This window comes from Psychromonas sp. (assembly GCF_047632995.1).
Classification (GTDB): domain Bacteria; phylum Pseudomonadota; class Gammaproteobacteria; order Enterobacterales; family Psychromonadaceae; genus Psychromonas.
This window is the reverse complement of record NZ_JBLIEK010000166.1, coordinates 1-6,011: the sequence shown is the minus strand read 5'-3', so window position 1 is coordinate 6,011 and position 6,011 is coordinate 1. Positions and strand designations below refer to the sequence as shown.

General features: G+C 40.0%; 6 protein-coding genes and 1 pseudogene. 6 read left to right on the top strand and 1 reads right to left on the bottom strand.

Features of this window, described 5'->3' with window-relative positions:
* Positions 1–406: BCCT family transporter (locus ACJAT7_RS17305; protein WP_415228049.1), on the bottom strand; the 406-nt coding region annotated here is incomplete at its 3' end.
* Between the two features lie 983 nt (positions 407–1,389).
* Here ACJAT7_RS17305 and ACJAT7_RS17300 point away from each other — a divergent pair.
* The 6 genes and pseudogenes from ACJAT7_RS17300 to rplK all read left to right on the top strand — a co-directional run.
* Positions 1,390–1,607: pseudogene (locus tag ACJAT7_RS17300) on the top strand (DUF2391 family protein); the annotation flags it as partial.
* A 277-nt stretch (positions 1,608–1,884) separates the two neighbouring features.
* Positions 1,885–2,889 carry an NAD-dependent epimerase gene (locus ACJAT7_RS17295; RefSeq protein WP_415228048.1) on the top strand — a complete coding sequence of 335 codons (1,005 nt, stop codon included), beginning with the start codon at positions 1,885–1,887 and terminating at the stop codon, positions 2,887–2,889.
* A 163-nt stretch (positions 2,890–3,052) separates the two neighbouring features.
* The gene (gene wecA / locus ACJAT7_RS17290) at positions 3,053–4,216 is read left to right on the top strand and encodes a UDP-N-acetylglucosamine--undecaprenyl-phosphate N-acetylglucosaminephosphotransferase (protein ID WP_415228047.1); all 1,164 of its coding nucleotides are present in this window, start codon (positions 3,053–3,055) and stop codon (positions 4,214–4,216) included.
* 411 nt (positions 4,217–4,627) lie between these two features.
* Positions 4,628–5,008 (top strand): preprotein translocase subunit SecE, encoded by a 381-nt coding sequence (gene secE, locus ACJAT7_RS17285; RefSeq protein WP_415228046.1) that lies wholly within the window; start codon positions 4,628–4,630, stop codon positions 5,006–5,008.
* A gap of 9 nt (positions 5,009–5,017) precedes the next feature.
* Complete coding sequence (gene nusG / locus ACJAT7_RS17280; RefSeq protein ID WP_415228045.1) at positions 5,018–5,569, top strand: transcription termination/antitermination protein NusG; 552 nt, start codon at positions 5,018–5,020, stop codon at positions 5,567–5,569.
* Between the two features lie 161 nt (positions 5,570–5,730).
* Positions 5,731–6,011: 50S ribosomal protein L11 (rplK, locus tag ACJAT7_RS17275; protein ID WP_415228044.1), on the top strand; the 281-nt coding region annotated here is incomplete at its 3' end.

The window sequence follows — 6,011 nt, the reverse complement described above, 5'->3', positions numbered from 1 at the left end:
CTGCGGGCTCAGCAACACCCCAACACATCAAACCAATCCCCATGCCTGCAGCAAAAAGCATTGCTATCCAGGAAAGTCTTGAATGATCCGGTTTTGCATCGTCGCCACCTAAGCGAATTTTACCGAAAGGAGTGACAATTAATGCCAAACAGAAGATCACAAAGAAATTAGCAGACCACATAAATAGGCTGTCAAATGTTCCTATAATATCCCATTTCAAACCATCTAAAAAAGCTTTTGATATTGCCGGATCGAGAATTAAAATGGCAATTAAAAAAATAGAGATTAAACCTGCACTAGCCCCAAATACAGGATTATGTATATCAAATCCCCATTTCTGAATATTGTCCTGCCCGACAGCATAATCTGTATTATCTATACTGTATTTATCCTTATTTAAACTCATAACCCCTCCTTTTATAGAACAATTTCACTCTGCTCTTTTTTGATTTTTATCTATCAGTAATAGGACAGCATAACAAAAACAGCGCTGTATTTCAGAAAAATTAATAAAACATTATTTAACAAGATAATTTTTTCAGGTCTAGAATCAGGCAGTTGTACAAAGTGTTTATTGTTAGAATGCCTTATATCAACGGGCATCTGATGCGTAATTCAGTGAGTTTTGTACCCTAAAAGATTACGTTTAAAAAACTGCAGTTACTCAAAATTATTTACAGGTGTATTTTTTTGATGCAATGGTTTGATTGTAAATCACCCTGGAAACAGACAAATAATTTATTTGTAACATTGAATATAAGTATTGGCATCGGCCATTGTCATTATCCAGATAGTGAAGAGTATAGGCTTGATTTTCATGACAGAATGAATAGTCGATAAAAAAACAGGGAAATACTTTTAAAATTAGGATCTGATTTGGCACAGGGGTATTATTGGTCCGGGTCAGTAACAAATAGCAACGCCTTAAAGTTGGCACAAAGTGACATTTAACAATGAAAATGAGCTTTAATTTTGAGGACGCCAGCCAGATTTTTGTGGGCGTTTGCCCTTGCCGTGCCTATCTCATTTTCAGAAGAAGCGTGGCGATTAGGTGAAACATTAGCTGTTAATAACCTGCTTATGTTGCTTACCCTGTCGATAGTTTTTCTGGGACTGTATACCCATGTTACTTCAAGATGCAAAATCAGCAAGCCAAATTGTACTTAGATGCTAGGCATAAAATTGAAGTATAGTTATTCTACATCGATATTTTATAACGACACAGATGAGTGCAATTTGGCTTGCCCTGCGGGGGCTCAGCTCGAAAACCAGTATTGCGTTACAGCACTCGATAAGGGAGCAACCATTATCTTTATGCTGTGCCTTATTCTGGCCTTCGAGCTGAGTCCTGATAAAGCACCTTGAGGTATCATGGGTATATACCTATGAAGTGTTTTCCAGAAAGAGATTAAATCACGCAAGCTAGTTTTTGTTTTACGTATAGTTATCGCGTATTTAATGACTGCTATGGTAGTTGCATTGGTGCTTTTTTGCTTAGATAAACTGTCATTGTTCGATAGTCCACTGGTCGCATTGAAGCGCATTGTCGTGATAACGATGCCTGCTTCAATGGGGCAATAGTTGTCGACAGCATTGATAAAGAGTAAAGCAGGCTCACTGATCAGACGCTCGTAAGAGCAACACGAGCGGATCCGATTACAGGGCAAGTTCCGATGTTGATCTCTGCTCTATAGTAAATTTTAAAAGAAAAGGGGGTATATTAGCTCGTTTTTTGATAATATTTTTTAACGAATAACGCATTAAATTTTACGGCAACGCTCGATAAATAGTTCGCTTATCAATATGCTAAGTTTGTGATTCGAAATAAATAAGAAGATAGCGATTAATGTCTGGCCCTTGTTGGGGCGTTTATAGGGAAACAGGATGAAATATTTAGTAACAGGTGCGGCGGGTTTTATTGGTAGTGCGGTGGTCGAACGGTTAACTGCAGCTGGTCATCATGTTATCGGTATCGATAATATCAATGATTATTACGATACTGCTTTGAAAGAGGCACGTTTGCAGCGCATTGCGCATCCCTTTTTCTCTTTTATTAAAATGGATATTGCGGACAGAGACGCGCTGCCGATGCTGTTTGCTGAGCAGCAGTTTGATCTTGTTGTGCATCTGGCAGCACAAGCCGGAGTCCGTTATTCCATTGATAATCCAATGGCTTATGCGGACAGTAATCTTGTTGGCCACCTAAATATATTGGAAGGGTGTCGTCATAATAAAGTGAAACACCTTGTTTATGCATCAAGCAGCTCGGTCTATGGTTTAAATAATAAAATGCCGTTTTCTACGGATGACAGTGTTGATCATCCTATCTCCTTATATGCAGCGACGAAAAAATCTAATGAGTTAATGGCGCATACATACTCGCATCTTTATAATATCCCAACCACGGGGTTACGTTTCTTTACCGTTTACGGCCCTTGGGGCCGTCCTGATATGGCGCTGTTTAAATTTACCAAGAAAATCATTGCAGGTGATGAGATTGATATCTATAACCAGGGTGATCTTAGCCGCGACTTTACCTATATTGATGACATTGTTGAGGGCATCATGCGCGTTCAAGCAGAGATCCCTGTTAGACAGGATAACTGGCGTGTGGAATCCGGTACGCCAGCTGATAGTAGCGCGCCTTATCGCATATTTAACATTGGTAACGGCTCACCAGTTAAACTAATGGATTTTGTCACTTCACTGGAAACTGCACTGGGCATGGAAGCGAAGAAAAACTTTATGCCGATGCAGGCGGGTGATGTGCATGCAACATGGGCAGATACGCAGCGCCTATTTGCTATGACAGACTACACGCCAAAAACAACGGTTGACCAAGGAGTCAAAGCCTTTGTCGATTGGTATCGCGAGTTTTACAACTGTTAGTGTAGTGCGTTTTGCGTTGTATTAGATATTTTACTGATGTTATTCTTTGACACACCAATGCTTTTTGATATATTTTTTACTTATCATGTGAAGAGTGTTTGTATTAATTAATGCGCTTGCCCGTATTAAAAACCGTTTCTAATTATGGAGTTTTATTTTAATCATGTTGACCGCCTTGCTTATTGCTATTGCATTTATCAGCTCATTTTCAGCGATCGTCTTATTGCGTCCTGTCGCTATCAAATTCGGGCTTGTTGATAAACCCACAACACGAAAGGCACATACAGGGAATATCCCCTTAATTGGCGGTATTTCAGTTTATATCGGTTTGCTTATTGCTTGTGTACTGGTGCTTATATTCTCTCCTGTTCATGCTGAACAACTAATGACTTACCTTTTGGCCTCATTACTAATGGTGATTACTGGCGCCTTGGATGATCGCTATGATTTGAGTGTCCGGGTACGCATTACCGTACAGACTGTCGTTGCTTCAATTATGATGTTTGTCGCAGGCGATGCCATCTTTAGTCTGGGCAACTTGTTCGCTTTGGGCGAACTCCCACTCTGGTATTTTGCTTATCCTTTTACTGTGATTGCTGTGCTCGGGGCAATTAATGCGTACAACATGGTGGATGGTATTGACGGTTTGATTGGCGGAGTCAGTATTTCAACGTTCATTACCTTGGCTATTTTATTCTTTCTTTCGGATGATCTGAACGAAGCGCTTTTCTGCGTGTTATGTGTGGCTGTTTTAATGCCCTATTTAATTTATAACCTGCAGCTGTTTAGTTTTTGCAATAAAAAAATATTTATGGGGGATGCGGGGAGTATGTTTATTGGCCTGACCATTGTTTGGTTATTGGCAATTGGCAGTCAACCCCATTCAACAGACGAAACAACTTCTTTTTCTCCTGTTGTCGCTTTATGGGTGATTGCATTGCCGCTAATGGATATGGCTGCCATTATGATGCGGCGCATGAAAAAGGGTTTTTCTCCTTTTAAACCGGATCGCGACCATTTGCATCATATTTTTATGAGAGCCGGATTTAGCTCAAGGGAAACGCTGATTATCATTACGCTGTTATCTTTAATGCTAAGCTCAATCGGCGTACTAACTACTGTCTATGCTGTGCCTGATTTGATTCAGCTTATTGCGTTTATTGCTTTATTTCTTGTTTTCAAAAAATCACTTACGCATGTTTGGGTGCTGGTCTCGATTTATCGCAAAGGTAAGGCCTATAAGCGGCTCGCGGTGCGTAAGAGTCAAGATAGGAGCCGTGTTCGTTTGCACAAAAAAAAGGAAAAGTCTGACCGCGCTGGACGATAGTTGAGAGCAAACAGGCCACGACTAATTCCAGATTTGGCAGTAACCGGTTATTTTCGCTATGAGATTTCATTGCTTTGTCTGCGGGCTTAAGGCGGATTACTGTTTTATTGTTGGCCCCTTTAGCGCGCTAGTTTTGTTGATAGCGCACTCAATCCATGCCCCTTAGCTGTTATCGTTATACTCCTCGTTTCTTTGTTTTATAAAAAAGTCGAGATTATAACGTTACAAAGCGGTTAAAAATCCTTATACTTACGTGCTTTATTTTCTGGTGTTAATGAAGGCACTAGATGAAGACACTAATTGTTTACGTCTTCGCACCCTACGCGTTCTCCTTTTTTAGTGAGAACGTTTTGCCCTCCATTACAAGTTTTGGTTGGTACTATTAATTATTAACAGTGGATACAATGAGTTATGAGCGCAACAAATACTGAAAACACCACAAGCTCACTGGACGGGCTTAAATGGGGTGTGACAATCTTATTATTAGCAGCAATTGTTGTTGGTAATTATATATACGGCGAAAGTTTACATGTTGTGGCACGAGTGGCTGTACTTCTGCTTTTAGCTGCGCTTGCTGTATTATCAGCGGCAATGACTGAAAAAGGTAAAACGTTTGTTGGTTTTGCTAAAGATTCGCGTTTAGAGGTACGTAAAGTAGTTTGGCCAACACGTCAAGAAACAGTACAAACCACATTAATTATCCTGGCTGTATCAACAATTGTTGGTCTGGTTTTATGGGGTCTTGATGGTGTTTTTGTTCGTGTTGTTGAATTTATTACAACAGCAATTTAAGGGTTTAATATGTCAGAAGAAGTACAAAAAAAGAGATGGTATGTTGTTCAAGCTTTTTCAGGTTATGAAGGGCGTGTACAAAAAACATTAGTCGAGCATATTAAATTAAACGAAATGGAAGATTATTTCGGTGAAATTCTCGTCCCAACTGAAGAAGTTGTGGAGATGCGTGCCGGTCAAAAACGTAAAAGTGAACGTAAATTTTTTCCTGGCTACGTGTTAGTTGAAATGGCGATGAATGATCAAAGCTGGCATTTAGTGAAAAGCATTGATCGCGTGATGGGATTTATCGGCGGCAGTAAAGAACGGCCAGCACCGATTTCTCAAAAAGAAGTGGACAATATTCTTAATCGTCTACAAGAGTCACATGACTCTCCGCGCCCAAGAACATTGTTTGAAGCAGGTCAAATTGTGCGTGTTACTGAAGGTCCGTTTGCTGACTTTACGGGTACAGTTGAAAAAGTTGACTATGATAAAAGCCGCCTAAAAGTATCGGTTTCTATCTTTGGTCGTGCGACTCCTGTTGACCTGCAGTTTTCTCAGGTAGAGAAAGATAACTAGTATTTGCTGCGATTAGATGACTAAGTGAAATAAAAAGCTTAAAAAAGCAGCAAAGGGCTTGTGAAGGGCGGTTGATTATAGGTATAATTTGCCGCCCTTTTTAATCGGGAAGCTATATTCATTCGGAATTAGCGTTACACCCAAATATAGGTAGTAAAATAATGGCTAAAAAAGTAATGGCATATATCAAGCTGCAAGTTTCAGCTGGTATGGCAAATCCGTCACCACCAGTTGGCCCAGCTCTTGGCCAAAAAGGTGTTAATATCATGGAATTCTGTAAAGCATTCAATGCAAAAACAGATTCAATGGAAAAAGGCGCTCCAGTTCCTGTAGTTATTACAGTTTATGCTGATCGTTCTTTCACTTTCGAAACTAAGACCCCACCTGCATCTTACTTACTTAAGAAAGCGGCTGGTATCAAATCTGGTTCTGCAGTTCCTAA